The sequence below is a fragment of the Streptomyces lydicus genome, assembly GCF_000717345.1.
Lineage (GTDB): Bacteria > Actinomycetota > Actinomycetes > Streptomycetales > Streptomycetaceae > Streptomyces > Streptomyces lydicus.
In genome coordinates this window covers 198418-221138 of the sequence record NZ_JNZA01000006.1, presented here as the reverse complement: position 1 = coordinate 221138, position 22721 = coordinate 198418, and the positions used below count along the sequence as shown (strand labels likewise).

Sequence of the window (22721 nt, the reverse complement as noted above, 5' to 3'; positions counted from 1 at the left end):
GGGGGGGGGCAGCCCCTCCACCCCCCGCCTCCCTCCCCAACCCTTCACCCTCCGCTACATCCCCTAGGAAACTAATTACTCTCCGTGTTCGTTCCCGTAGAGGAAGAGGAGAGCGGCGGGGGAAGGAGGCGACGGAGAGACGGCGAGGAGGAGACAGGAGCAAGCAGGAGGAGGCGGTGTGCGCACGGGCGGATCCGGAGGATGCCCGCGGGCGTCCGTTCGCTACTTGACGCCGAGCGCCAGCTCGATGGGGTGCAGCAGGAAGTACACCAGGAAGCAGAGGCCGACGACGTCCAGCAGCCAGGGGATCTCCTTGAAGCGGCCGGTGGCGGTGCGCAGCAGGATGAAGGCCAGGACACCGATGCCGATGCCGTTGGTGATGCTGTAGGTGAACGGCATCGAGATGATCGTCAGGAAGGCCGGGATGCCGACGGTGGCGTCGGCCCAGTCGATGTCCTTGACGTTGGCGGCCATGATCAGGAAGCCGACGACGAGCAGCGCGGGGGTCGCCGCCTGCGACGGGACGACGGTCGCCAGCGGCGTGAAGATCAGCGAGAGCAGGAAGAGCCCGCCGGTCATCAGGTTCGCCAGGCCCGTACGGGCGCCCTCGCCGACGCCGGCCGTGGACTCCACGAAGCAGGTGTTGGCGGAGGCGGAGCCGAAGCCGCCGCCCGCGACGGCGATGCCGTCGACCATGAGGATCCGGCCCATGTTCGGCAGGTTGCCGGTCTCGTTGTCCAGCAGCCCGGCCTCCTCGCCGACGCCGATGATGGTGCCCATCGCGTCGAAGAAGCCGGAGAGCAGCACGGTGAAGACGAAGAGGCAGCCGGTCAGCACGCCGACTTCCTTGAAGCCGCCGAAGAGGCTGATGTGACCGATCAGGCCGAAGTCCGGGGCGCCGATGATCTTCTCGGGGACGTTGGGGACCGCCAAGCCCCAGGCCGCGTCCGGGGTGTTGGTGACGGCGTTGAGGATGATCGCGACGACGGCCATGGTGACCATGCCGATCAGGATCGCGCCCTTGGTCTTGCGCACGATCAGCACGAACATCAGCGCCAGGCCGAGGACGAAGACCAGCACCGGCCAGCCCTGGAGCTGGCCGCCCTGGCCCAGGCTCATCGGGACGGTGGTGTGTGCGGCGTCCGGGTTGCGGCTGACGAAGCCCGAGTCGACGAGGCCGATCAGCGAGATGAAGAGTCCGATGCCGATGGCGATGGCGCGCCGCAGGCCGTTGGGGATCGCGTCCATCACGCGCTGCCGCAGGCCGGAGGCGACGAGGATCATCAGCACCAGACCGGCGAGCACGACCATGCCCATCGCGTCCGGCCAGCTCATCTTGGGGGCGAGCTGGAGCGAGACCACGGCGTTGATGCCGAGGCCGGCGGCGATGGCGATCGGGACGTTGCCGATGACGCCCATCAGGACGGTGCTCAGGCCGGCCATCAGCGCGGTGGCGGTGACGAGCTGACCGTTGTCCAGATGGTGACCGAACTTGTCGACTCCGGAGCCGAGGATGATCGGGTTCAGCACGATGATGTAGGCCATCGCGAAGAACGTCGCCAGGCCGCCGCGGAGTTCGCGGCTTACCGTCGACCCCCGCTCGGAGATCTTGAAGAAGCGGTCCAAGCCGTTCTTGGGGGGCTCGGGAGCTGGGTTCTCAAGGGTGTCGACCGGCGTGGTGGCCGAGGGGGACATGCGGGGACCTCAGTCGGACGGGCCTGGGCAGGCGCGGGGGCCCGAGGGCCCGGAACACGTACAGAACATGGATATCCGGATCACCTTGGATGAATCGACGATCCAATCCAGTCAGATCCAGAAAGGTTCAGTATGAATAAACAATGCAGTGATCGCTATCTCCGCGCGTAGACCACCGCTGGATCCTTGTGCCGTACGGGGCCGCCGGCTGCCTCCGGTCCGCGGGGGTCGCCCCTTCGGCCGACGCCCGGCCCCTTCCTGACCCCGGCCTCCGTCCCGTGGGCTCCACCGTCCGGCGCCGAAGTCGTCCCCCGTAAGCTGGGCACCATGTGGAAGAAGTCCGAACTGCGCGAGGCCCCGGCGCCCCTGGAGGGCCCCGTCGTCGGGACGATCATCGGCGGCACGATCATCTGGTTCGTGCTCTTCCTCGGCCAGCTTCCCTTCTACGGCTGGTACGCCGACAACGGCCACGCCTGGTGGGTGTGGACCTGTCTGGCCGGCGGCGGCCTGGGACTGCTCGGCATCTGGTACGTCCGCAAGCGCGACGCCGCGATCAAGCGCGCCGCGGCGGCGACCGCCGACCCCTCCTGACCCGACGGCCGACAGCCGACAGTCGACAGCCGCCCCAACGACCGGTTGAAGCCGGTTGCCCCCGCCCGCCCCTCCCCCCTTCCGCACGGCTGCCCCGCCCCCTTCCAGCAGGTGCCTGGCGCCGTCCGCCCGTAACGTCGAGGGCATGACGGAGCGGGCGAGGGCCGGGGCCGGCGGACGTCCCGGGCCGGGTGGCGGTGAGCCGGTCCGGCGGACCGGGCGGGAGCCGGTCCATCCGGGCCTGACCGCCGACGAGGTGGCGGCGCGGGTCGCCCGTGGCGAGGTCAACGACGTACCGGTCCGCTCGTCCCGCTCCACGGTCGACATCGTCCGCGCCAACGTCTTCACCCGCTTCAACGCGATCATCGGCGTGCTCTTCGCGATCATCCTGGTCATCGGCCCGATCCAGGACGGCCTGTTCGGCTTCGTGATCGTCGCCAACACCGGCATCGGCATCGTCCAGGAGCTGCGCGCCAAGAAGACCCTGGACAAGCTGGCCGTCATCGGGGAGGCGAAGCCGGCCGTCCGGCGCGACGGCGTGGCCCGGCCGGTCCCCACCTCCGAGGTCGTCCTCGGTGACGTGATCGAGTTCGGTCCCGGCGACAAGGTCGTGGTCGACGGCGAGGTCCTGGAGAGCGACGGCCTGGAGATCGATGAATCGCTGCTGACGGGCGAGGCCGATCCGGTCGTCAAGAAGCCCGGCGATGCGGTGATGTCCGGCAGTTTCGTGGCCGCCGGCGGTGGTGCGTTCACCGCGACCAAGGTCGGCCGTGCGGCGTACGCGGCCCAGCTCGCCGAGGAGGCCAGCCGCTTCACCCTGGTCCACTCCGAGCTGCGCACCGGCATCAGCCGGATCCTCAAGTACGTCACCTGGATGATGGTGCCGACCGCGATCGGCCTGATCGTCAGCCATCTGCTGACGCTCGGGCTGCCCGGTGACGCGGCGGTCCGCCGGATGGTCGCCGGGATCGTGCCGATGATCCCGGAAGGGCTGGTGCTGCTCACCTCCGTGGCCTTCGCCGTCGGTGTGGTCCGGCTGGGCCGCAAGCACTGCCTGGTGCAGGAACTCCCCGCCATCGAGGGCTTGGCGCGGGTCGACGTCGTCTGCCTGGACAAGACCGGCACCCTCACCGAGGGCGGTATGGACGTCAGCGCGCTCCGGCCCCTGGGTTCCGCCGCTGCGCCGGAGGGCCGGGAGGGGGGCGGGGACGGTGCGCAGGAGAGTGGCGATGCGGCGTACCTGGGGCAGGTTCTCGGCGCGCTCGGTGCGGCCGATCCGCGTCCCAATGCGTCGCTCCAGGCGATCATCGACGCCTATCCGGCGCCCGACGGCTGGCGGGTCGCCGGGGCTCTCCCGTTCTCGTCCGCCCGCAAGTACAGCGGGGCGGTCCTGGCGGGCCCCGACGGTGCGCGGACGACCTGGCTGCTGGGTGCCCCGGATGTCCTGCTGCGGTCCGGTGACTCCCGCCTCGCGGAGGTCGACGACCTCAACGCGCAGGGGCTGCGGGTGCTGCTCCTGGCGCGCACCGCGCGGGAGCTGGACGGTCCCGACCTCAGCCGGGACGTGCAGCCGGCGGCGCTGGTCGTCCTCGAACAGCGGCTGCGGCGCGAGGCCCCCGACACGTTGCGCTATTTCGGCGAGCAGGGCGTCGCCACCAAGATCATCTCTGGTGACAACGCGGTGTCGGTGGGTGCGGTGGCCGCCAAGCTCGGTCTGCCGGGTGCGGACGCCGCCGTGGACGCGCGCGGGCTGCCCGCCGAGCGGGAGGCGAGGGCCGCGGCGCTCGACGAGACCACCGTTTTCGGGCGGGTCACCCCGCAGGAGAAGCGGGACATGGTCGGCGCCCTCCAGGTGCGTGGCCACACCGTCGCGATGACCGGGGACGGCGTCAACGATGTCCTCGCCCTGAAGGACGCGGACATCGGCGTCGCGATGGGTTCCGGTGCCGAGGCCACCCGGGCCGTCGCCCAGATCGTTCTGCTGGACAACAGTTTCGCGACGCTGCCCTCGGTGGTGGCCGAGGGGCGTCGGGTCATCGGCAACATCACCCGTGTCGCCACCCTGTTCCTCACCAAGACGGTCTATTCGGTGCTGCTCGCCATCCTGGTTGCCTGCTGGCAGATCCCGTACCCGTATCTGCCGCGGCATCTGACGCTGCTGTCGACCCTCACCATCGGCGTGCCGGCGTTCTTCCTCGCCCTGGCTCCCAACAGGGAGCGGGCCCGCCCGCACTTCGTCCGCCGGGTGATGCGGTACGCGATCCCGTCGGGCCTGATCGTCGGCGTCGCCGCGTTCGCCACCTATCTGCTGGCCCGCGCGTACTACAGCGGGCCCGGCGCGCTGTCCGCCCAGACCAGCGCCGCCACCCTGACCCTGTTCCTCGCCGCGCTGTGGGTGCTGGTGATCATCGCCCGCCCCTACACCTGGTGGCGGGTCGTCCTGGTCGGGGCGATGGCGGCGGCGTTCCTGGTCGTCCTGGTCACGCCGTGGTTGCAGCACTTCTTCGCGCTGCGGCTGGTGGGTACGACGATGCCGTGGGTGGCGGTGGCCGTCGCGGTGGTCGCGGCGGCCCTGCTGGAGGCCGGCTGGCGCTGGGTGGCGCGCCGGTTCCCCGCCTGACGCCTTAACGGCCGGGTCACGGAAGCCGCCCCGTCGTGGCGGTGCCTGCCGTTTCCCCCTACCCTCCGCCCCATGAAGCTGATTCCGGGGGACCTCGCGCATCAGGTCCTGGCGAGTTCGCACCACTACCACCACTACCACCGCTCCTACGGGGGCGGCGGTGACGGCGTCGTCGACTGGTGGGAGTGGCTGATCATCGGCGTCGGCGTGGTCGTGGTGATCTGGGCCCTGATCAAGAAGTTCAGCTCGGGCTGAGCCGTGCCCCACGGCTTTCGGCGACCCGCCGGACATAACGCAGCGCGTCGCTGAGCCCCCGGGCGAGGTAGCGGAGCTCGCGGGTCCCGGCCCTGTGGTCGGCGAGCAGGTTGGCCGCGTGGCCGAGGATCTCGTCCGCCATGTGGAGTTGTACGCGCTCGATGTCGTCGGCGACGCGGGAGACGTACCCGGTGCCGTCGCCCACGAGGTAGCAGGGTTTCCCGTCGGGTCCCGCCCAGGGCAGCAGCCGGGCGGTGGCGGCACGGCCCGTCATGCGACGGCCTCCAGCCCGTGGGCCCGCTCGTGGGCGACGAGGTAGGGGCGGACGAGCACGGTGGCCTCGCCCCGCACGACGGGGTGCCGTGGCCTCGGGCGGCGTACGGCGGAGGGCGCTTCCGGGTACGTGGCGAGGGCCCCTGCCCGGCGCCGCCCCGAGGCGGGAAACAGTCGCCGCAGCAGCGCTTCGAAGAGGCGGGCGATAGGTTGGCGCACGTCGTCAACTCCAGGGGTTGAGGGCCATGCCCCCGGGTCGTTGCTGCGGCCGCAGGGGTCCTGCGGTTACTCACCATTGCCGATCAACCACGCTGGGTACAGGCTTGACCTGTCACCAAAGTCCAGCAGTGGACAGCAAGTTGAAGGTGAGTTCGCACGATGGAGCTGAACAACGAGGACGACGGCAGGGCCACTCCGCGCACGGTGCTCGGCCGCCGCCTGCGCCGCCTGCGGGAGGCCGCCGACCTCTCCCAACGGGCCCTGGCCGACAAGGTCGGCTACCCGCACACGTACCTCAGCCGGGTGAAGCGGGGGGAGCAGTTACCGTCCCAGGCGCTGGCCGAGGACTTGGATACGCATTTCGCCACGGACGGCTTGTTCACCGAGCTGCTGTCCATGGCGCAGGACGCCTCGATTCCCGACTACGGGCGAGCGATCGTTGAGCGCGAGGGAACGGCAGCTCGGATTCAGGTCTTCGGGAGCAGCCTGGTGCCCGGTCTGCTGCAAACCGAGGACTATGCTCGCGCTCTCTTTCGTGCCTCACTTTGCGGCGAATCCGAGCAAGGGGTGGAAGAACGCGTCGCCACGCGAATGCGCCGACAACAAGTGCTCACCCGGGAGGATGCGCCGCTTTACTGGGCAATCCTGGATGAAGCGGCATTGAAGCGGCCAATTGGCGGGCCGGAGGGTATGTGCCGGCAAATTCGTCATACCCTCGCAGTGGCTCGATCGCCGCACGTCGTGGTCCAGGTGCTGCCCTTCTCCCAGGCGGAACATCCCATGCTGGGAGGCAGTTTGAGCCTTCTCACCCTGCGCAACGGCGCCACGATCGGATACGTGGAAAGCTTCTTTTCCGGGGAGCAGGTGGAAGCGCCGGGCAAGATTCTTGAGCTCACGCACATGTTTGACCTCGCCCGCGCCAAGGCGCTGCCGGAGAGCGAAACTCTCGACCTGCTAAGGAGCTACCTGAGAGAGTACGAAGATGAAGACGATTCCTGACGCGTCCGCACTCAATGGCTGGCGGAAGTCCAGCTACAGCAATGGCCAGGGAGCCGAATGCGTCGAGGTCGCCGACGGACACCCCGGCGTTGTCCCGGTCCGCGACTCCAAACGCCCGCACGGGCCCGCCGTGGCCTTCCCGGCAAGCAGTTGGTCGTCCTTCATCGCCGCCGTCAAGAACGGCGAGTTGGAGCGCTGAGCACCGCCGGCCCCCGTCGCGTCGTGACGGGGGCCGGTTTTCGGGTTCGGGTGGCGGTCAGTCGAACCAGCGGGCCCGGGCGAGTTCTTCGCCGCGGTCCGGGTCCTCCAGGAGGGCCGCGACCTCGAAGCGGCGCGGCCACTGGCCGGTTGACCAGGCGAGGCCCGCCGCGACGCCCTCCAGGGTCGCGGCGTGCAGGGTGCCGTCGGGGGTCAGCCGCCAGTCGAGTTCGGCGGTCTGCCCGGGGCCGTCGCCGACGAGGAGTTCCTCGTGTTCGAGGTACGCGTCGGGGGTGCCGGGGCCGAGCAGTACCCGTACGGCGTGGGGCACCTCGTGGCGGATGCCGTCGGAGCGGACCTCGGCGTCGACGGCTTCGCTCAGCCGGCGGACCTGCAGCAGTTCGGCGAGTGCGGCGGCGCGGTCCGGGGGGACCGGCAGCAGGGGGAGGCGGGCGGCCAGCGGCATCAGGTCCGGGGCGTCGGCGACGACGGCGTCCGCGGCGTCGGCGACCCGTACCTCCTGGTTGAGCACGGCCCGCAGGTCGTCGGGCAGCGTCACCTTGTCGGGGTCGAGTTCGGCCAGCAGGCCGTACAGGGCGTGGAGTTGGGCGGCGCCGACGGTCAGGTCGGGGTCGGCGAGGCGGGCCAGCAGTTCCGCCGCGCCGCCGGGTTCGTCGAGGAGGGCGGCGACCGAGGTCCGTACGCCGAGTGCCCGCAGCACCTGGGCGTCGACGCCGCCGGCGTCCGCGGACTCGTAGAGTCCGGCCAGCAGGGGGTCGCCGGCCGCCGAGCGGAGGCCGGCGGGGCGGCGGCCGTCCAGTACGGGGTGGCCGCGCAGCCACCAGGCGGTGTAGGGGCGTACGGACTCGGTGGTGCCGTCGGGGAGGAGGACGCGGACGGGGGCGGTGAGTGCGTCGCGCAGCGGGGGCCGGGAGAGCATTTCCAGCACCTGCGGCCAGGCGTCGTCGTCGACCAGGTCGAGGTCGCGGACCGCGACCAGTTCGGTGACGACGGGCGGGACGGGGGTGTCCGGGAGCGTGTCGAGGACGTCTTCGCACCAGACGTCGACGGCGTCCAGCAGTCCGACGTCGTCGGGTTCGGCGTAGTCGCTTTCGCGGGGCTCCATCTCGTCCGGGTCGAGCACCACGTCGGTGGCCCGTACGAGGGCGAAGTCCGCGAGCACGCCCACCGCGGTCAGCGGCTGTTCGCCCCATCGTTCGGTCAACTCGGCGTCGCAGGCCGCGAGTTCACCCTCGCGGATGACCCGTTCGAAGGGGCTGCCGGGGTACACCAGCTCACCCGCCGGGGCGAGTTCGCCGTCCTCGTCGGGCAGGGCGAGGGCGCCGAGCCAGGGTTCGTCGCCGGGCGCGAGCCGGGCGTCGCGGACCAGTCCGAGGACGGTTTCGGCGAGTTCCTCCGCGCCGAGCGGGGCGCCGGGTGCGCCGCCGGCGAAGTCGTCGGCGAAGAGGTCGTAGGCGTCCTCGTCGGCGTCCAGGGAGTTCGCGACGGCCGCCCGGACCTGGGGGGTGGCCAGGACGGCGCGGGGTGCGGCCGGGGTGGCGCCGAGCTTTTCCAGCAGCGGGTGCACCGCGTCGGGGTGGGCGACCTTCAGGCCGAGCCGGGCGAGTGTGCGGTGCCGGGTCTCGTCGGTGTCGGCTGCGTCCGGGCCGCCGCCGGGCAGGGGCAGCAGGACCTGGCGGGGTCCGATCGTGGTCCGGGCGGGCCCGGGGGCTCCGCCGGGGCCCTGGCCGGCGGTGCCGGCGAGCGGCACCGGCAGGCCGCTGAGGCGGTCCGGGTCGGTGCCGGCCAGCGCGTCGTAGAGGCGCCACCACCAGCCCGGCGGTCGTTCGACGCCCGCCAGCCGGTCGACCATTTCGCCCAGCGGGACGCGGGCGACGCCCAACGCCCGTAGTTCGGGGCGGCGTTCGAGGCCGGCGGGCAGCAGGCTGGGGAAGAGTTCCGCCAGCACGGCGACCGTCGCGGTGCCCGCGCCCTCGACCAGTTCGGCGTCGACGGGGCGCAGGACGTAGTGGTCGGCGGCGTCCTCGACGGTGTCCCACTGCTCCGCCGGGGTGTCCGCGGGGCCGCCCGGTTCCGCCGCCGCGGGCCCGCCGGCGCTCGGCAGGAACCGTACCCGGGGCAGCAGTTCGAGCACCTGGCGGCGGAGTTCGCCGTCGAGGCCGCCCTTGCCGAGGGGGCCGGGCACCAGGTCGAGGGTGCCGACGGACACCGGTTCCCAGTCGGCGAGCAGCGCCGCGTAGGTGGCGGCGGCCCGGCCCACCAGGAAATCCGCGAGCGGGCCCGGGGCGACGTGGCGGCGGGTCGGCTCCAGGGGGAACGACGCGATCAGCAGGGCGGGCAGCGCGAGGGGTTCGTCGGTGGGCGTCGGGGCGTGCACCACCGGGGTGGTGGCCGCGCGGGCCGGGGCGCCGTCGGCGTCGACGGGTACCGCCCAGGTCACCGTCCAGGCGGGCCGCAGGCGTTCCTCGACGGGCCGGTCGGCGAGCAGTGCCGGGTCCAGCGGGCCGTGGTCGGACGCCACCCGCCACCGGGTGGTGCCCCGCTCGCTGTCCTCGATGACGACGTAGCGGCCGTCGTCGCGGCGCCGCAGCTCGCGTACGCCTTCGGGGGTGTCGACGATCACCTCGGCCAGGCCCGGCAGGGTCAGCAGCAGCGCGGCGTCGATGCCGGTCAGCAGCCGCTCGGCGAGGTCCTGTGCCGCGATGTCGCGCAGCGGCAGGACGACCGCGGTGTCGTAGCCCTCGGGCGCGCCGCCCTCCGCGGGCAGCGGCAGCCGCAGCAGCGGTACGTGGCCGTCGCGGCGGCGCAGTTCGCCGCCCAGGCCGGGGCTGTGTGCGGCGACCTCCTCGGTCATCGCGCGGGCCTCGGCGAGCGACCAGCGCACGCCGCCGGTGCGTCCGACGAGCGCCGGCTCGTCGCTGACCGAGAGCACCGCGGCGAAGCCGACCCCGAAGCGGCCGACGGCGCCGACCGCGATGCTCGGTTCCCGTTTGGCGGAGGCGCGCAGCGTGGACAGTGACTCGACGCCGGTGGCGTCGAGGGGTGCGCCGGTGTTGGAGGCGACGAGTACGGCGGGGGCGTCGCCGTCGGCGGGGTGCAGGGTCAGGCGGAGGCGGCCGGGGACGCCGGCGCGGGCCGCGGCGTCGGCGGCGTTCTGCGCCAGTTCCACGGCGAGGCGGTCGCGGTAGCCGCCGAGGGCGAGGTCTTCCTCGGCGTTGGCGTCCTCACGGAAGCGGGCCGGTGAGGTGGCCCAGGCGTCGAGCACGCCACGCCGCAGCCGGGCCGTCCCGAACGGGTCTCCGGCGGCGCCTCGCACCCACGACGTAGCGGTCACGTCTCTCGTCTCCTCGGTATGTGGTTGGCCCGGCGGTCGTTGGCTTGACGGTATCGCCCCACGTCGCCGGGTGGCCCGCCGCGGCTGTGGTGTGGTGCTGCACGGGCCTGTGGCGGGGCGGCGGTGGGGGTGGGGTGGCCGGGAGGGGGAGCTCGGAAGCCCGGCCGCAGCGTGGTGCGGCCGGGCTTCCGGGTGGTGCGGTGTCGCGGTTGTTTTTCGGGGCCGCGGTCAGCTGTGGCCGAGTTCCTCGCCCGGGCCGGTGTCCTCCACGGAGCCGCCGTCCCGCTCCGGCCGCAGGGCCAGCGGTTCGACGACGGTTTCGTCGACGACGGGGGGTGCGGGGCGCGGCGGCTTCGGCATGACGGCGGCCTCGGAGTGCGCGCCGCAGCCGTAGGCGAGGGAGACGACCCGGCCGTCCGCCGGGGAGAACTCGTTGGCGCAGACGCCGAACGCCTGGCGCAGGGAGCCCGGCAGCAGGGTGAGGAAGCCGCAGGTCATGCAGGTGGCGGGGGCTGCCTGGGCCATGGCGGTCTTGGGGCCGAAGGCTTCCTCCCAGCGGTCCGCGGCGGCGTGCAGGCCGTAGCGGGACAGGACCCGGGCGCGGCGCATGCCCAGTTCCTCGGCGAGGGCGGCGATGCCGCCCCGGGCGGGCGGCGGCTGGTGGGCGGGCGAGCCGGGGAGGACGTCCGCCTCCTCGGTGTCCGCGACGTCGGCGGCCATGCCCTCGGCGACGGCGGAGTTCGGCGGCGGGCTGTCCTCGCCGGTGAAGCCGGGTTCCAGGCGCAGGTCCTCGGCCTCGGTCGGCAGCAGGTCGCCGGGGCCCATGTCGCCGGGGCGCAGTCGCTCGCTCCAGGGCACCCATTCCGGTGCGAGGAGCGCGTCGGGGCCGGGCAGCAGGGCCGTCTCGTCGATCGTGACGAGTTTGGCGCGGGAGGCGCGGGCGACCGTCACGGCCCAGCGCCAGCCGCGGTATCCGGGGTCGTTGGCGGTGAACAGGTGGGTGACGACGCGGTCCGCGTCGGCGACGGCTCCGATGTGCTCACCGACCATGCCGGGGAGGGCGGCTTCCTCCGCCGCCGCCCTGGCAAGGTCGACCGCCTCGGCGCACAGGCGGTCCGGGGTACGGCTTCGCATCGCAGCACTCACAAGAATCGATTCTCTCTTCCACGCCGTCTCACGAGTGCGCCAGCCGGAGCTGTCCTTGTCCTGTCCGGACGACCGGCGGTGACGGGGGCGGGCGGAGCGGACCTGGGGACCGCGTCGACGTCCGCGCCCGACGGTTCGGTCGAGCGCACCTCTTACGACCCATTCTGCGGGATCGTGGATCGCAATGAGACACGCGGCCACTTCCGACCGCCGGTGGCGCGCTACACACGCTACCCCTTCAGCGGTGTACGACTCCTCGGTGGGAGCGGCAAATGTCAGCGGCAGTGCGCGCCGAACTGGGTGCCCCGCGCGGCATCGGCGACAAAGTGCCCTCGCCCGGGCGAGTTGGGGCACTATGGCCGGGTGGCTGCTGCGGGCGGGTCTCCGAGGGTGGCGAAGGTGGCGAAGACATCGCGGAAGTCGTCGAGAGTGTCGTCGCGGACGTCGTCCCGGGGGGTGCCGGTCCCGGCGGGGGGTGGGGGCGCGGAGGGCCGGGCGCGGCGGGCGGGACGGGCGGCGGGGCGGGCGCTGCGGCGGCCGTTCACCGGCGTGGCGCGGCGGTTGCGGCGGGTGACGCACGCGCACGGGGCGGGCGAGTCGGGGCTGGCCAAGCTGATCGAGCTGCACGCGGTGAACTCCGCCGGCGACATGATGATCACGGTCGCGTTGGCCTCGACGGTGTTCTTCTCGGTGCCGACGAACGAGGCGCGCGGCCGGGTGGCGCTGTATCTGGCGGTGACGATGGCGCCGTTCGCGCTGCTCGCGCCGGTGGTGGGGCCGTTGCTGGACCGGGTGCCGCACGGTCGGCGGGCGGCGATGGCGGGGGCGATGCTGGCCCGGGCGCTGCTGGCGTTGACGATGTCGGGTGCGGTGGCCGGCGGTGGGTTGCAGCTGTATCCGGCGGCGCTGGGCGTGCTGGTGGCGTCGAAGGCGTACGGGGTGGTGCGCAGTGCGGTGGTGCCGCGGCTGCTGCCGCCGCGGATCTCGCTGGTGAAGGCCAACTCGCGGGTGACGCTGGCGGGCCTGGTGGCGACGGGGTTGGCGGCGCCGGCGGGGGCGGGACTGCATCTGCTGGGCCCGGCGTGGCCGCTGTACGGGGCGTTCGTGGTGTTCGTGGCGGGTACGTGCCTGTCGTTGTCGCTGCCGCACAAGGTCGACTCGGCGCGGGGTGAGGCGCGGGCGCGGCTGGCGTCCGGGGAGGCGGGGGCGGCGGGCGGCAGGCCGGTGAAGGCGGGGCTGCGGACGGTGGGGCCTTCGGTGCTGCACGGGCTGCAGGCCAATGCCGCGTTGCGGGCGCTCTCGGGGTTCCTGACGTTCTTCCTCGCTTTCCTGCTGCGCGCGCAGCCGCTGGGCGGGCTGGGCGCGGCGGCCTCCCTGGGGCTGGTGGCGGTGGCGGCCGGGGCGGGTAACGCGTTGGGCACGGCGGTCGGGGCGTGGCTGAAGGCGCGGGGGCCGGAGCCGATCGTGGCGGCGGTGCTGGGGCTGGCGCTGGGGGTGACGGTGCTGGCCGCGGTGTTCTACGGGGTGATGGCGGTGGTCGTGGTCACGGCGGTGGCGGCCACCGCGGGGCTGTGTCAGGCGCTGGCGAAGCTGTCGCTGGACGCGATGATCCAGCGTGATGTGCCGGAGGGGGTGCGGACCTCGGCGTTCGCCCGGTCGGAGACGGCCCTGCAGCTGGCGTGGGTGGTGGGCGGGGCGATCGGGATTTCGCTGCCGCTGATCGGCGTGGTGGGGATGGTGGTGGCGGCGGGGCTGGTGGCGGTGGGCGCGGCGCTGGCCGGGCGGGGGCTGCTGGGCGCGGGGCGGCGTGGTGGTTCGGCCGCGCCGCGGGTGGCGTGACGGCGGGCGGGGCGGGCCGGCCGGGGCGTGCGGCGCGGCACGCCGCACCCGCGCGTGGCGTGGGCCGGGGCGCCAGATAGCCTGCCCGTATGACCGCTGCGTTGATCTCCTGGGGCAAGGGCCGCCGTGCCGCTGCCGCCATCGGTGCCGTGTCCCTGGGTCTTGTCACCCTCTCCGCCTGCGAGAAGCCGACCGCGCTCGCGACCGTGACCGTCGGCTCGTCGACCGTGACGGCCGAGGCCACTCCCGGCTGCGACGGCCACGGCAAGGACCTGTCGCGCAAGGCGGTCGCCGCCTGCATCTCGAAGAAGGGCGGCAAGTCCATCACCGTCCACCCCGGTGAGAAGGTGCGCATCGGCGTCGACCCGGAGGTCGCCAAGTCCGGCTGGATCGCGCTCGGCAACGGCCCGGTCATGCGGGAGCCGAGCAAGCAGACGTACCGCAGCTTCGACGTGGACACGCTGTTCATGCAGCAGAACCCGCAGACCGGCCAGACGACCTACACCAAGGACGTCACGCTGCAGGTCGCCGAGATCGGCAAGAGCGAGGGCCCCACCACCATGTGGCACTTCACCCTGAAGCAGAAGGACTGAGCGCTCTGAGCGCGCGGGACGCCGGGGACCGGGCCGCGGACGGCGCGGACCCGGCGGGCCGGGTCCTGGTCGTCACGGCGGTGGCCGCCGAGCGTGACGCGGTGTGCGCCGCGTCGGCGGACGGCGCGGCGCCGGCGGTGCGTACGCTGCCCGGCGGCGGTGAACTGCGGTGTGTGCGCGGCGGGCCGGTGGCGCTGGATGTGCTGGCGGCCGGTGTCGGTCCGGCCGCGGCCGCGGCGGGGACGGCCACCGCGCTGACCGCCGCGGCGCTCGCCGGCGCGCCGTACGGCCTGGTGGTGTCGGCCGGTATCGGCGGCGGTTTTCCCCCCGGTGCCGGCTCTGTTCGCCCGGGTGGGGCCGCTTCGGGGGTGCCGTTGGGTGCGGTGGTGGTCGCGGAGGTGATCGTCGCGGCGGACCTGGGCGCCGAGACCCCCGACGGTTTCACGCCGGTCACCGAGCTGGGCTTCGGGACGGTGGCGCACCGCCCCGATCCGGCGCTGGTCGAGGCCGTCGCGGCGGCGGCCGGCGCGGCCGTCGGCCCGGTCGTCACCGTTTCCACCGTCACCGGCAGTGCCGCGCGCGCCGCGGAGCTGGCGGGGCGTCACCCGGGTGTGCTGGTGGAGGCGATGGAGGGCTTCGGGGTGGCCGAGGCGGCCGCCGCACACGGTGTGCCCGTTCTGGAGATCCGTTCGGTCTCCAATGCGGTCGGTCCCCGCGACCGTGCCGCGTGGCGCATCGGTGACGCTCTCGCCGCGCTCACCGGCGCTTTCCGTACGTTTCCCGGAGCCGTGGCCGCCGCCGGCGGGCCGGCTGCGGAACCGCACCGTCCCTCCAGGAGGACCTCGTGACCCGGCCGTTGAACATCGCGTACTCGCCGTGCCCGAACGACACCTTCGTCTTCGACGCGCTGGCGCACGGCCGCGTCCCCGGGGCGCCGGAGCTGGCGGTCACCTTCGCCGACATCGATCTGACCAACGGCATGGCCGAGCGGGGCGAGTTCGATGTGCTGAAGGTGTCGTACGCGGTGCTGCCGTGGGTGCTGGAGGAGTATGCGCTGCTGCCGTGCGGCGGGGCGCTGGGGCGCGGCTGCGGGCCGCTGGTGCTGACCCGGCAGGGGGGCGGTGCCGCGGATCTGGCGGGGAAGACGGTCGCGGTGCCCAGTGAGCGGTCGACCGCGTATCTGCTGTTCCGGTTGTGGGCGGCGGCGGAGGTGCCGGGTGGTGTCGGGGAGATCGTGGTGCTGCCGTTCCACGAGATCATGCCGGCTGTGCGTGACGGCAAGGTCGATGCGGGCCTGGTGATCCACGAGGCGCGTTTCACGTATCAGGACTACGGTCTGCGCTGTCTGGCGGACATGGGTGAGCACTGGGAGCTGACCACCGGCCTGCCGATTCCGCTGGGTGCGATCGTCGCCAAGCGGTCGCTGGGCGAGGAGGCGCTGCGCGGCCTGGCGGCCGCCATCCGGGCGTCCGTGCTGATGGCGTGGGACGATCCGGAGGCTTCCCGTCCGTATGTGCTGGAGCACGCCCAGGAGATGGACCCGAAGGTGGCCGACCAGCACATCGGGCTGTACGTCAACGAGTTCACCGCCGACCTCGGTGAGGACGGCTATGCCGCGGTGCGCGGGCTGCTCACCCGCGCCGCGGCCGAGGGGCTGGTGCCGCCCCTCTGCCGGGATGCGCTGCGTTTCGTGTGAGGCGCTGAACGGTGCGCCGGTGTGCGGCGCTTGCGGTGCGCCGTGTGCCGTCAGACGTCGAGCTGGTCGGCGACCGCGCGCAGCATGCCGGCGATCTTCGCGCCGTGCGCCTTGTCGGGGTAGCGGCCGCGTTCCAGCTGCTGGGTGACGTTCTCCAGGAGCGTGGTGAGGTCCTGGACGATCGAGGCGAGTTCGTCGGGCTTGCGGCGCTGGGCCGCGGCGACCGAGGGAGCGGGGTCGAGGAGGGTGACGGTCAGCGCCTGGTCGCCGCGCTGACCTGCTACGACGCCGAATTCGACGCGCTGGCCAGGCTTGAGTGCGGCCACGCCGTCGGGCAGCACCGACGAGTGCACGAAGACGTCACCGCCGTCATCGCGGGAGAGAAAGCCGAAGCCCTTCTCGCTGTTGAACCACTTGACCTTGCCGGTAGGCACGTCTGTCCTCGTCCTCGTACTCGTTGGAAAAAATCTGGGCTGGGCGCGGCCGCTGCATCTGCGGCACGGTGCGGAAGAATGCGGAAGAAACGGTCTGGATAGCAATGCAGCGGGCCGTAGGACCCGCCATCACCAAGGCTAATGGTCCGGGGGCCGGTGACAAGACGCCGCCGGGTGGATCCTCAGCGCTTCTGGCCCGGACTTACCCTGGTCAGGTGTCTGACGAAACTCCCCGTGCCGGGGATCTGCTGGTCCGAATCGGCGCGATCATGTTCCTTGTTGGCGCGGCGGCCACTCTCGCCACGATGACGCCGCTGTTCATCGGGGCGCACCCGCTGCCGTCCGCGTTCTACTGGCTGTGCATGCTGATGGGCCTCGGTTTCCTGGTGGCCGCGGGCGGGGTCGTGCGGTCCGCCGCCGCGCAGCGCCGTCAGGCCCGGGCGGCCTCGGCAGCCTCCGGCGTCCCGTCGCCGTCCGCCCCTTCTGCCCCGTCCGCCCCTTCTGCGACGTAGCGTTCCAGCCATGACGGGAAGGCCGTCAGGTCGTCCAGCAGCACCTCGGCGCCGGCCGCCCGCAGTTCGGCCGCGTCGCAGGGCCCGGTGACGACGGCGACGGACAGCGCGCCCGCGGCCCGCGCGCCCCGCACGTCGCCGGTGTGGTCGCCGACGTAGATCCGCGCGCCGTGCTCCCGCAGCGCCTCGGCCTTGGCCTCCGCCCACAGCGAGCCGATGACCGCGTCCGGCTCGATGCCCAGGTGCGCCAGGTGCAGCTTGGCGTTGGGCTCGTACTTGGCGGTCACCACGACGGCCCGGCCGCCCGCCGCCCGCACCGCGGCGACGGCCTCCCGCGCGCCCCGCATCGCCGGTGTCGGCGTGATGGCGAAGTCCGGGTAGAGCGCCCGGTAGAGGGCGCTGATCTCCGTCACCCGCTCCGCGGGGAACCAGCGGCGGATCTCCTGCTCCAGCGGCGGCCCCAGCCGGGTCACCGCCGCTTCGGCATCGACGAAGGTGCCGGTCCTGGTGGCCAGCTCCTGGTAGGCGGCCTTGATACCGGGACGGGAATCGATCAGCGTCATGTCGAGGTCGAACCCGACCGTCAGGGGGTGTGCAGCCATGCCAGCCATTGTGCCGGTGGGCCCGTTCCGGGCCGACCGGGGCCTTACGCTCAGCCCTGCCTTACCCGACTTCCCTTCCGGCCGCGGACGAAGGGTGACGCGCCCATGACGCCCCGGACGTCCGGCCGCCGCCTCGCCCTGATGGCGGTGGCGCTGCTCGCGCTGCTGCTCGCCGTCCTGCTGTCGCTGGCCGTGGGCAGCCGCGCGTTCTCGCCGGCCGAGGTGCTCGGCGCCCTGGTGCACGGCGGCGACGGCGACGCCGTGCAGGTCGTGCGGTTCCTGCGGCTGCCGCGTACCGAGATCGGCCTGCTGGTCGGCGCGGCGCTGGCGATGGCCGGCACGGTCCTGCAGGGCCTCACCCGCAACCCGATCGCCGACCCCGGCATCCTCGGCGTCAGCCAGGGCGCCGCGGCGGCGGTGGTGGTCGCCATCGCCTTCGCCGGGGTCCACACCCTGACCGGCTACGTGGGCTTCGCCTTCGCCGGCGCGGGGGTCGCGGGCGTCCTCGTCCACGCCGTCGCCACCCGCGGCCGGGGCGGCGCCACCCCGGTCAAGCTCGCGCTGTCGGGGGCGGCCGTCAACGCGCTGCTGGTGTCGGTGACGATGACGATCCTCACCACCAGGGCCGCGGCGCTGGACGAGTTCCGCTTCTGGCAGGTCGGCTCGCTCACCGGCCGGGACGCCGAAGTGGCCGCCCGCGTCTGGCCGTTCCTGCTGGCCGGCGCGGTGCTCGTGCTGTCCGTGGCGCGCGGGCTGGACGCGCTGGCGCTGGGTGAGGACGTCGCCAGGGGGCTGGGCCGGAAGGTCGGAGCCGTGCGCGTCGTGGGCGGGCTGGGCGCGACGGTGCTGACCGGCGCGGGTGTCGCCGCGGCCGGCCCGATCGCGTTCGTGGGGCTGGCCGTTCCGCACCTCGCCCGGGCGGCCGTGGGCGGCGGCCACCGCTGGGTGCTGCCGATGGCGGCGCTGCTCGGGCCGGTCGTGGTGCTGGTCTCGGACACCCTGGGCCGGATCGTCCTCCCGCCGTCGGAGGTTCCGGCGGGCGTGATGACGGCGCTGATCGGGGTGCCGTTCCTGGTGGCGCTGGTGCGCCGGAGGGCAGGGGTGGCGGCGTGACGGACCGGAAGGTGACCGGCCGGGTGCCGCGCCAGGGCGGCGTGCCGGGCCGCCGCACTCCCCCGCCCGGGCCGCCGCGGGGCGGAAGCGCGGTGCGGCCCACCGGGCATGCGCTGGTGCGGGCCGGCCGCGGGTCGTTCCTGGTGCACCGCAGGGCGGCGGTGGCCGCCGTCGTGCTGACGGTGTTTCTGGCGGCCGTGTGCGGTGCGTATCTGTCCGTCGGGGAGAGCTTCGTGCCGCCGTCGCAGGTCGTCGACGTGCTGGTGGGCCGGCCGTCGGCCCACGAGCTGGTCGTCGGCACGCTGCGGCTGCCGCGGATGACCGTCGGCCTGATGGTCGGCGCGGCGTTCGGGGTCGCCGGCGGGCTGATCCAGACGGTGGCCCGCAATCCGCTCGCCAGCCCCGACATCATCGGCATCAGCCAGGGAGCGAGCGCGCTGACGGTCGCCGCGATGACCTTCGGCGTCGCTCCCCCTGCGGTGGGCGGGGGGACCGCCACGTACGCCGTCCTGCCCTACCTGTCCGTGGCCGGCGGGGTGCTGGCCGCCGCGCTGGTTTACGTCGTCGCCTGGCGCGGCGGCCTGCACGCCACCCGCTTCGTCCTGATCGGCATCGGCTGCGCCGTCGCGCTGCGGTCGGTCACCCACCTCTTCCTGACGAAGGGCGACTACCTCGTCGCCCAGCAGGCCCAGGTGTGGATGACCGGTTCGCTCAACGGGCGCGGCTGGGCGGAGGCGGCGCCGCTCGGTGGGGCGCTGCTGGTGCTGCTGCCGGGCGTGCTGTGGGCGGCGCGTGCCCAGCGGGCCGTCGTGCTGGACGACGGCACCGCGACCGCGCTGGGCGTCCGGCTCGGCCGCACCCGCCTCGGCCTGGTGGCGCTCGGGGTGGTCCTGGCGTCGCTGGCCACCGGGGCGGCCGGGCCGGTGGACTTCGTGGCGCTGCTGGCTCCGCAGATCGCCCGCCGGATGACGCGGACGGCGCAGATTCCGCTGCTCTGCTCGGCGCTGCTGGGCGCCGTCCTGGTGGTCCTGGGCGATCTGCTCGCCCGCAAGCTCTTCGCGCCGACGGAGCTGCCGGTGGGTGTGCTGACCGCCGCCGTCGGCGCCCCGTACCTGCTCTGGCTCGTCGTCAGGGGCCCTCGCACCGGCGGCTGTGCCGCGACGGGAGGAACAGCGTGACCGGGACCGGTGACAGCGTGCGGCGGCAGGGCGCGGCGGAGGGCGGCGGGGGCCCGGCCGGCCGGCTCGCCGCCCGCGCCCTGACGCTCGGCTACGACGGCCGCACGGTCGTCGAGGGCCTCGACCTGGACCTGCCGGACGGCGCGGTCACCGTCGTCGTCGGCCCCAACGCCTGCGGCAAGTCGACGCTGCTGCGGGCCCTCGGCCGGCTGCTGCGGCCCCGGCACGGTGCCGTGCTCCTGGACGGTACGGACCTCGCCCGCATCCCCACCCGGAACATCGCCCGGTCACTCGGCCTGCTGCCGCAGAGCCCGGTCGCGCCCGAGGCGATCACCGTCGCCGATCTCGTCGCCCGCGGGCGGCAGCCGCATCAGCGGTGGTGGCAGCAGTGGTCGGCGGAGGACGAGCGGGCGGTCACCGACGCGATGGCGCGCACCGGCGTGGCCGGGCTCGCCGACCGCCCGGTGGACGAGCTGTCCGGCGGGCAGCGGCAGCGGGTGTGGATCGCCATGGCCCTCGCCCAGGAGACCGAGCTGCTGCTGCTGGACGAGCCGACGACGTACCTGGACATCGCGCACCAGGTCGAGGTCCTCGACCTGGTGCGGCAGTTGAACCACGACCGCGGCCGCACCGTCGTCGCGGTGCTCCACGACCTCAACCAGGCCGCCCGTTACGCCGACCACCTGGTGGCCATGAAGGCGGGCCGGGTGGTGGCGCAGGGGCACCCCGGCGAGATCGTCACCGCGGAACTGGTCCGGGAGGTCTTCGGCCTGGCGTCGGTGGTGGTCCCGGACCCGGTGACCGGCTCCCCGCTGGTGGTGCCGGGACGCCCCCGCCTGCCGCGCCCCGCACCGTGACCGCCCGCCGCCCCGCCGTCCGCCCCGGCGCACGGTCCTCCCGCCGCCGGTCCCTCCCCCGTACGAGCCGGTCCCTTCCCGTACGAGCCGAAAGGACATGCCATGCCCCGCTCCTCGGTCGCCAGGCGCCGTTCCGTCCTGCCCTCCCCCACCCCCGCCGTGGCCGCCGCCACCGCACTCGCCGCCGTCCTGCTGCTGACGGGCTGCGGCGCCGGTGACGGCGCGTCCTCCGCGGGCGCCGGCGGCTCCTTCAAGCCCGCCGACTGCCCGGCGCAGCCCGCGGTCACCTGGCCGGAGCCGGCCGCCGGCGGCGGCACCCACCCGGTGCGGACGGCGATGGGCGAGGTGCGGGTGCCCGGCGCCCCGAAGCGGGTGGTCGTCCTGGACACCGCCGAGCTGGACTCCGCGCTGACCCTGGGCGTCAAGCCGGTCGGCGCCACCCGCTCCGACGTGGCCTCCGGCTTCCTCGACTACCTCCCCGGGAAGGCCGTCGCCGGCATCAAGGACGTCGGCAGGATCGGCGCCCCCAACCTGGAGGCGGTCGCCGCTCTCAAGCCCGATCTGATCCTGACCAGCAAGGTCCGTGACGGCGGGCGCTACGCGCAGCTGTCGAAGATCGCGCCGACGGTGATGACGGAGACCACCGGCTACCCCTGGAAGCAGAACTTCGCCACGCACGCCGCCGCCCTCGGCCGGATCCCCGAGGCCAAGCGCGCCGTCGCCGCGTACCGGGCGCACGCCAAGCGGGTCACCGCGGCGCTCGGCGGCCCGGCGAAGGCCGGCAAGCTCCGCACGAACGTGGTCCGCTTCGTCGAGGGCGCCGACACCCGCATCTACGGCTGCCGCAGCTACCTCGGCACCGTTCTCGCCGACCTCGGCACCGGTCCCACCGATGTCGTCGACGGCGCCCGGGACGGCCTGATGACCGAGGTCGGGCCCGAGCAGATCGACAAGGCCGACGCCGACGCCGTCTTCTACGCCTCCTACGGCACGCCGGAGAAGTCCAAGGAGGCGCAGATCACCACCGGCGGCCTGTGGAAGCACCTGCGGGCGGTCACCGCCGGGCGCTCCTTCCGCGTCGACGACCAGCTCTGGATCCAGGGCATCGGCTACACGGCGGCCGGCAAGATCCTCGACGAGATACAGCAGCGGCTCGCCGCGAGGTGAGCGGCGCCGGGCGGGCCGGCGGCGGTGGCGCGCCGCCCGCCCGCGGCCGGGCTCAGCGGGCCGCGCGGCGCATCCGCCACAGCAGGTAGAGCGCCGAGGCGACGGCCGCGACGCGGGCCGTGGCCGGCAGGGCGGCGAGGAGTTCCGGGCCCAGCCGGCCCGGGGCGAGCGGCTCGCCCCAGCGGCCGTCGAAGCGGCCCCACATCCACACCACCAGGGCGCCGACGGCGGTCCCTGGCACGCCGAGCGCGGCGAACTTGGTCTCGGTGCGGGTCAGCCGGCGCGAGACGTACGCCAGCGCCCAGCCGCCGGCCAGCGCGAGCCACGAGCCGAGCACCGCGCCGGCCACCAGGAGCAGCACCGCCAGCGTGGGGACGGGGCTGAGCCACGCCCGCAGCGGGAGGCCCCGCACGGCCTCGCCCGGGATGCCGTCCCGGTCGGCGGTGCCGTCCGCGTCGGCCGGGGGCGGTGCGGCGACGGCCGGGCGGCGGCGGGTGAGGACGCGGCGCAGCGGCTTCGGCAGCGGCCGGGCGCCGCCCGCGGCGGGGGCGTCGGCCGCGTCACCGGCGGCGGCCGGCCCGCCGTTCTTCCGCAGCGACAGCCGCCCGCGCCGGCCCGCCGCGCCGGCTCCCGCTCTCTCGTCGCCGGCTGCCTCGCCGTCCTTGCCGCCGTCGCCGTCTCCGTCGCTCTCGGGGCGCTCCCATATCTCCGGGATCTCGATGCCGCCGACGAAGCCGGGCACGGTCTCGCCCGGCCCGAACGGCGCCGGCTCGACCCGCCACCAGTCGGGCGCGTCCTGCGCGTCGCCCAGCTCGTCCGCGCCGGCGAGGTGCGGGGGCAGCCCGGCGGCCGGGACCGCGGGCGCGGGCGGGGCCGGGTCGCCGCCGCGGGGGGCGGGGACCGCGCCGCGTCCGGTGGCGGATTCGCCGGGCGCGGCGGGGCTGCCGGTCAGGCCGGTGCGGCGGGCCAGGCCGGTGAGCCGGTCGCGGGCGGAGGCGCGGCGGGGCGGCGGTGCGGCGGGCGGGGACGGTTCGCCCGGCGGCGGGGCGCCCCCGGCCTCCGCGACCACCGCCTCCGGCGTCCCCAGCTGCGCCAGCAGCTTCTTGACGCCGGACACCGAATCGGCCTGCTGGCCGTCTATCCGGGCGCGCAGCCCGGTCACCAGCCGCATCCGGGTGGCGGCGGGCAGGCCCCGCTGCTGGGCCAGGTCACCGACCCGGCTCAGATAGTCAAAGACGAGCTGATCACTCTCGATCCCCACGAAATCCCCTGCGGCCCGCGCTGGTTGCTCCCCCGACGGTACCCCCTCGCACCCCGCCGGGACCGGAGGCCGCCGGGGCGGGCGGCCGTGGCGTGCGGGCGCCCCGGCGGGTGGGGCG

General features: G+C 74.0%; 22 protein-coding genes. 13 read left to right on the top strand and 9 right to left on the bottom strand.

Annotated elements, in window-relative coordinates:
* Positions 1 to 222 precede the first annotated feature (222 nt).
* A complete protein-coding gene (locus tag OO62_RS07485; protein ID WP_033266420.1) occupies positions 223 to 1695 on the bottom strand; it encodes an NCS2 family permease in 1473 nt (490 codons plus the stop codon).
* A 327-nt stretch (positions 1696 to 2022) separates the two neighbouring features.
* On the opposite strand from OO62_RS07485, the gene OO62_RS07480 reads away from it, so the two are divergent.
* The 3 genes from OO62_RS07480 to OO62_RS07470 all read left to right on the top strand — a co-directional run bounded on the left by OO62_RS07480 (position 2023) and on the right by OO62_RS07470 (position 5161).
* Positions 2023 to 2286, top strand: coding sequence for a DUF2530 domain-containing protein (locus OO62_RS07480; protein WP_033266419.1), 264 nt, complete (start codon positions 2023 to 2025; stop codon positions 2284 to 2286).
* A gap of 145 nt (positions 2287 to 2431) precedes the next feature.
* The gene (locus OO62_RS07475; RefSeq protein WP_033266418.1) at positions 2432 to 4906 is read left to right on the top strand and encodes an HAD-IC family P-type ATPase; all 2475 of its coding nucleotides are present in this window, start codon (positions 2432 to 2434) and stop codon (positions 4904 to 4906) included.
* A gap of 72 nt (positions 4907 to 4978) precedes the next feature.
* Positions 4979 to 5161 carry a hypothetical protein gene (locus OO62_RS07470; RefSeq protein WP_033266417.1) on the top strand — a complete coding sequence of 61 codons (183 nt, stop codon included), beginning with the start codon at positions 4979 to 4981 and terminating at the stop codon, positions 5159 to 5161.
* On the opposite strand, the gene OO62_RS07465 is transcribed toward OO62_RS07470, so the two are convergent.
* Complete coding sequence (locus OO62_RS07465) at positions 5148 to 5435, bottom strand: hypothetical protein (protein WP_033266416.1); 288 nt, start codon at positions 5433 to 5435, stop codon at positions 5148 to 5150. The genes OO62_RS07470 and OO62_RS07465 overlap by 14 nt on opposite strands.
* A complete protein-coding gene (locus tag OO62_RS36375) occupies positions 5432 to 5653 on the bottom strand; it encodes a hypothetical protein (RefSeq protein ID WP_051732840.1) in 222 nt (73 codons plus the stop codon). The genes OO62_RS07465 and OO62_RS36375 overlap by 4 nt, the downstream gene beginning before the upstream one ends.
* 159 nt (positions 5654 to 5812) lie before the next feature.
* Between OO62_RS36375 and OO62_RS07455 the strand changes: the two genes are divergently transcribed.
* Both OO62_RS07455 and OO62_RS37725 read left to right on the top strand, forming a co-directional pair.
* A complete protein-coding gene (locus OO62_RS07455) occupies positions 5813 to 6652 on the top strand; it encodes a helix-turn-helix domain-containing protein (RefSeq protein ID WP_033266415.1) in 840 nt (279 codons plus the stop codon).
* Positions 6636 to 6851, top strand: a complete 216-nt coding sequence (locus OO62_RS37725) for a DUF397 domain-containing protein (RefSeq protein WP_078617063.1) — start codon at positions 6636 to 6638, stop codon at positions 6849 to 6851. The genes OO62_RS07455 and OO62_RS37725 overlap by 17 nt, the downstream gene beginning before the upstream one ends.
* 57 nt (positions 6852 to 6908) lie before the next feature.
* On the opposite strand, the gene OO62_RS07450 is transcribed toward OO62_RS37725, so the two are convergent.
* From OO62_RS07450 to OO62_RS39910, 3 genes are all read right to left on the bottom strand, one after another.
* On the bottom strand, positions 6909 to 10205 hold the full coding sequence (locus tag OO62_RS07450; protein WP_078617062.1) for a sacsin N-terminal ATP-binding-like domain-containing protein: 3297 nt from the start codon (positions 10203 to 10205) through the stop codon (positions 6909 to 6911).
* A gap of 228 nt (positions 10206 to 10433) precedes the next feature.
* Positions 10434 to 11339, bottom strand: a complete 906-nt coding sequence (locus OO62_RS07445; RefSeq protein WP_033266413.1) for a DUF3027 domain-containing protein — start codon at positions 11337 to 11339, stop codon at positions 10434 to 10436.
* A gap of 365 nt (positions 11340 to 11704) precedes the next feature.
* Positions 11705 to 11896 carry a hypothetical protein gene (locus tag OO62_RS39910; RefSeq protein ID WP_164993220.1) on the bottom strand — a complete coding sequence of 64 codons (192 nt, stop codon included), beginning with the start codon at positions 11894 to 11896 and terminating at the stop codon, positions 11705 to 11707.
* On the opposite strand from OO62_RS39910, the gene OO62_RS07440 reads away from it, so the two are divergent.
* The 4 genes from OO62_RS07440 to OO62_RS07425 all read left to right on the top strand — a co-directional run bounded on the left by OO62_RS07440 (position 11808) and on the right by OO62_RS07425 (position 15479).
* Positions 11808 to 13190: an MFS transporter gene (locus OO62_RS07440; protein WP_033266412.1), complete on the top strand. Its 1383-nt coding sequence runs from the start codon at positions 11808 to 11810 to the stop codon at positions 13188 to 13190. The two genes, OO62_RS39910 and OO62_RS07440, sit on opposite strands and share 89 nt — an antisense overlap.
* 89 nt (positions 13191 to 13279) lie before the next feature.
* Positions 13280 to 13783, top strand: a complete 504-nt coding sequence (locus OO62_RS07435) for a hypothetical protein (protein WP_033266411.1) — start codon at positions 13280 to 13282, stop codon at positions 13781 to 13783.
* Positions 13784 to 13788: 5 nt separating this feature from the next.
* Positions 13789 to 14631: a futalosine hydrolase gene (locus tag OO62_RS07430; protein ID WP_051732857.1), complete on the top strand. Its 843-nt coding sequence runs from the start codon at positions 13789 to 13791 to the stop codon at positions 14629 to 14631.
* A complete protein-coding gene (locus tag OO62_RS07425) occupies positions 14628 to 15479 on the top strand; it encodes a 1,4-dihydroxy-6-naphtoate synthase (protein ID WP_033266410.1) in 852 nt (283 codons plus the stop codon). The genes OO62_RS07430 and OO62_RS07425 overlap by 4 nt, the downstream gene beginning before the upstream one ends.
* 50 nt (positions 15480 to 15529) lie before the next feature.
* On the opposite strand, the gene OO62_RS41285 is transcribed toward OO62_RS07425, so the two are convergent.
* Both OO62_RS41285 and OO62_RS07415 read right to left on the bottom strand, forming a co-directional pair.
* The gene (locus tag OO62_RS41285; protein WP_033266409.1) at positions 15530 to 15913 is read right to left on the bottom strand and encodes a cold-shock protein; all 384 of its coding nucleotides are present in this window, start codon (positions 15911 to 15913) and stop codon (positions 15530 to 15532) included.
* A 430-nt stretch (positions 15914 to 16343) separates the two neighbouring features.
* Positions 16344 to 17027, bottom strand: a complete 684-nt coding sequence (locus OO62_RS07415; RefSeq protein WP_033266408.1) for an HAD family hydrolase — start codon at positions 17025 to 17027, stop codon at positions 16344 to 16346.
* A gap of 105 nt (positions 17028 to 17132) precedes the next feature.
* Here OO62_RS07415 and OO62_RS07410 point away from each other — a divergent pair, with 105 nt between their 5' ends.
* The 4 genes from OO62_RS07410 (at position 17133) to OO62_RS07395 (ending at position 21342) form a co-directional block, all read left to right on the top strand.
* Positions 17133 to 18140, top strand: a complete 1008-nt coding sequence (locus OO62_RS07410; RefSeq protein WP_033266407.1) for a FecCD family ABC transporter permease — start codon at positions 17133 to 17135, stop codon at positions 18138 to 18140.
* A gap of 41 nt (positions 18141 to 18181) precedes the next feature.
* A complete protein-coding gene (locus OO62_RS07405; RefSeq protein ID WP_206738464.1) occupies positions 18182 to 19318 on the top strand; it encodes a FecCD family ABC transporter permease in 1137 nt (378 codons plus the stop codon).
* A gap of 17 nt (positions 19319 to 19335) precedes the next feature.
* On the top strand, positions 19336 to 20175 hold the full coding sequence (locus tag OO62_RS07400; RefSeq protein ID WP_051732856.1) for an ABC transporter ATP-binding protein: 840 nt from the start codon (positions 19336 to 19338) through the stop codon (positions 20173 to 20175).
* A 102-nt stretch (positions 20176 to 20277) separates the two neighbouring features.
* The gene (locus OO62_RS07395) at positions 20278 to 21342 is read left to right on the top strand and encodes an ABC transporter substrate-binding protein (protein WP_051732837.1); all 1065 of its coding nucleotides are present in this window, start codon (positions 20278 to 20280) and stop codon (positions 21340 to 21342) included.
* A gap of 52 nt (positions 21343 to 21394) precedes the next feature.
* Here OO62_RS07395 and OO62_RS07390 read toward each other — a convergent pair whose 3' ends face one another.
* Entirely contained in the window at positions 21395 to 22603 is a 1209-nt protein-coding gene (locus OO62_RS07390; protein ID WP_033266406.1) for a hypothetical protein, read from the bottom strand.
* Positions 22604 to 22721 lie beyond the last annotated feature (118 nt).

Bases quoted from the DNA above. Each gene is read 5' to 3' on its own strand.
- OO62_RS07435 (WP_033266411.1), top strand. From the start codon at position 13,280: ATGACCGCTGCGTTGATCTCCTGGGGCAAGGGCCGCCGTGCCGCTGCC.
- OO62_RS07485 (WP_033266420.1), bottom strand. From the start codon at position 1,695: ATGTCCCCCTCGGCCACCACGCCGGTCGACACCCTTGAGAACCCAGCT.
- OO62_RS07475 (WP_033266418.1), top strand. From the start codon at position 2,432: ATGACGGAGCGGGCGAGGGCCGGGGCCGGCGGACGTCCCGGGCCGGGT.
- OO62_RS07455 (WP_033266415.1), top strand. From the start codon at position 5,813: ATGGAGCTGAACAACGAGGACGACGGCAGGGCCACTCCGCGCACGGTG.
- OO62_RS07415 (WP_033266408.1), bottom strand. From the start codon at position 17,027: ATGGCTGCACACCCCCTGACGGTCGGGTTCGACCTCGACATGACGCTG.
- OO62_RS07410 (WP_033266407.1), top strand. From the start codon at position 17,133: ATGACGCCCCGGACGTCCGGCCGCCGCCTCGCCCTGATGGCGGTGGCG.
- OO62_RS07470 (WP_033266417.1), top strand. From the start codon at position 4,979: ATGAAGCTGATTCCGGGGGACCTCGCGCATCAGGTCCTGGCGAGTTCG.
- OO62_RS07445 (WP_033266413.1), bottom strand. From the start codon at position 11,339: ATGCGAAGCCGTACCCCGGACCGCCTGTGCGCCGAGGCGGTCGACCTT.
- OO62_RS07480 (WP_033266419.1), top strand. From the start codon at position 2,023: ATGTGGAAGAAGTCCGAACTGCGCGAGGCCCCGGCGCCCCTGGAGGGC.
- OO62_RS07465 (WP_033266416.1), bottom strand. From the start codon at position 5,435: ATGACGGGCCGTGCCGCCACCGCCCGGCTGCTGCCCTGGGCGGGACCC.
- OO62_RS07395 (WP_051732837.1), top strand. From the start codon at position 20,278: ATGCCCCGCTCCTCGGTCGCCAGGCGCCGTTCCGTCCTGCCCTCCCCC.
- OO62_RS37725 (WP_078617063.1), top strand. From the start codon at position 6,636: ATGAAGACGATTCCTGACGCGTCCGCACTCAATGGCTGGCGGAAGTCC.